The sequence below is a fragment of the Mycobacterium sp. NGS11 genome (assembly GCF_059813315.1).
In genome coordinates this window covers 1-2,791 of the sequence record NZ_JCALEJ010000058.1, presented here as the reverse complement: position 1 = coordinate 2,791, position 2,791 = coordinate 1, and the positions used below count along the sequence as shown (strand labels likewise).

General features: G+C 66.4%; 1 protein-coding gene. It reads right to left on the bottom strand.

Features of this window, described 5'->3' with window-relative positions:
* Positions 1–2,791 (bottom strand): amino acid adenylation domain-containing protein (locus tag AC5Y4T_RS26045; RefSeq protein WP_499956130.1); only part of this gene is annotated, 2,791 nt, incomplete at both ends.

The window sequence follows — 2,791 nt, the reverse complement described above, 5'->3', positions numbered from 1 at the left end:
GCTGCGGGCGTCGAACACGTCGGTGCGAAACTCCACGTTCCCGCTGATTCCGGCGGGAACGCCGGCATCAGTCCAGCGCTCGGCCAGCGACAAGACCAGGTCCATGCCGCCGGTGTGCGCACCGACTGGCAGCGAGGAGATCTGCAGGTCACCCAACGCCAGTCCGGCGGCGGGATCGTTGGTCTGCCAGTTTTGCCAGGCCAACAGCACCTGAACCAGGGGGTGGTGGTTCAGCGAGCGGGTGGGATTGAGCCGCTCGACCAGCACCTCAAAGGGCACATCTTGATGCTCATACGCCGCCAGACTGCGCTGACGCACCTGAGCCAGCAACTCGGCGGCGGTCAGTTCCCCCGCTACATCCACCCGCAACACCAGCGTGTTGACGAAGAAACCCACCAACTCGTCCAGCGCAGGGTCGCGGCGCCCCGCGATCGGGAACCCGACTGCCACATCCGCGCTGCCGCTAATCGTCGACAGCAACACCGCGAGGGCCGCCTGCATCACCATGAAACCGGTCGCGTTGTGCTCTGCCGCCATTTCGCGGACCCGCTGCTGCACTTCGGCCGGCCAGTCCACCACCACGCTGGCACTGCGGTAATCGGCAACCGGCGGATAGGGCCGATCAGTGGGCAACTGCAGCCGCTCGGGCATTCCGGCCAGCGCGTCTTCCCAGTAGGCCAGCTGTGCACCGATCCGGCTGGCGCTGTCGTCCAGATCACCGAACTGCGCGCGCTGCCACAACGTGTAATCGACGTACTGCACCGGCAACGGCGCGAGATCCGGGGCCTGCCCGACAGATCGGCTGGCGTAAGCCACGGCCAGATCCCGGACCAGCGGGCTCACCGAGACCCCGTCGGCCGCGATGTGGTGCACCACCGCCACCAGCACATGATCATCCTCGGCGACACGGAATAGCCCTGCCCGGAAGGGAATCTCGGTCGCCAAGTCAAACGGGTAGCGCGCCGCGACGCCGACGGCCTCCTCGAGCCGGTCGTCCGGCCAGCCGGCAGCGTCAATGACCTGCCAACCGAAGTCCTGCTTGGGTGCCACCACCAACTGCTGGGGCACGCCGTCGGTCGCGAGAAACAGTGTGCGCAGGCTCTCATGGCGGCCCACCACGTCAGACAGCGCCTCGCCCAACGCGTCGGCGTCGAGGCGACCACTCAGCCGCAGCGCCACCGCCATGTTGTAAACGGCTGAAGATCCCTGTAATTGATTGATGAACCACAACCGGCTCTGGGCAAACGACAGCGGAACCACCGCCGGCCGCTCGAGGGCCACCAACGGCTCCAGCCCACCCTCGCCGGCACCGATACGGGGAACCAACTCGGTGACGGTTGGCGCCTCGAACAGAGCACGGACCGGAACGCTGGCGTCGAACGATCTGTTGATCGCCGCGATGACTCGCATCGCCGACAGGGAATCGCCACCCAGATCGAAGAACGACTCGTCGACGCCGACGCGCTGCAGTCCCAGCACCTGGGCGTAGACACCAGCGACGATCTCCTCGATCGCCGTGGATGGAGCGCGATAACCGACAACATCCTGGTACTCCGGCACCGGGAGGGCCCGTTTATCGAGTTTGCCGTTGACTGTGAGGGGCAAGGCGTCGATCGGCACTATCGCGGCGGGGACCATGTACGCCGGGAGCCGCTCGGCCAGGGCCGTGCGCAGCGCGGCCGGTTCGGCGGTCCCGGTGACGTAACCGACCAGGCGCTTGTCGCCGGGGATGTCCTCGCGTGCGATCACCACCGCCTGCTGCACCTCGTCCAGCGCGGCCAGTGCCGCTTGGACCTCACCGAGCTCGATGCGGTAGCCGCGGATTTTGACCTGGTCATCGGAACGTCCGAAGTACTGCAGCTCCCCGTCAGCGTCCCACGACACGACGTCCCCGGTGCGATACATCCGCGCCGAGGTCCCACCGAACGGGCACGCCACGAATCGCGACGCCGTCAAACCCGCGCGGCCCACGTAGCCATACCCCGCCCCCGAACCGGCGACGTACAGGTCACCGGCCACGCCGGCGGGTACCGGGCGCAACCAGCTGTCCAGCACAAAGAATCCGAGGTGGGCCAGCGGCACGCCGATCGGGCTGGCGTTTCGCTCGACGTCGCTGCTGACGATCTCCCTGAACGAGGCGTGCACCGTCGTCTCGGTCGTGCCATACATATTGATCAATCGCGGCGAAACCGGGTGATTGTCCAGCCAGGTTGCCAGACGCTGGGGCTCGAGCGCTTCACCGGCGAATATCACGGTGGAGAGGTTGAGGTGGTCTGCGATTTCGGGGGCGAGCGCGTCGGCGGTCTGCAGTGCGTAAAACGCCGAGGGCGTCTGACTCAACACACTGACCTGCTCGGCGACCAGCAACGCGTGGAAATCCTCCGGCGAACGCGCCACCGACTCCGGCACCACCACCAGCCGCCCACCATGCAGCAGCGCACCCCAGATCTCACACACCGAGACGTCAAAGGCCAACGAATGCCACTGCGACCACACCTGCCCGGACAACTCCAGCCGGTGCTCCATCGAGGTCAACAACTCGATCACGTTGCGGTGGGTTATCGCCACGCCCTTGGGGACGCCGGTAGTGCCCGAGGTGTAGATCAAATACGCGACATCATCGGCCGGCTGCTCCGGTAAGGCAGCGCTGGGTTGCGCACTGATGCTGGGATCGTTGACGTCGATGAGCACGAGGTCACGCCCATCCAGCCGGTCGAGCAATTCGCTGGTGGTGACGGCGGCAACGGGGGCGGCGTCACCAAGGATGAACTCTGCTCGCGCCGCCGGCACC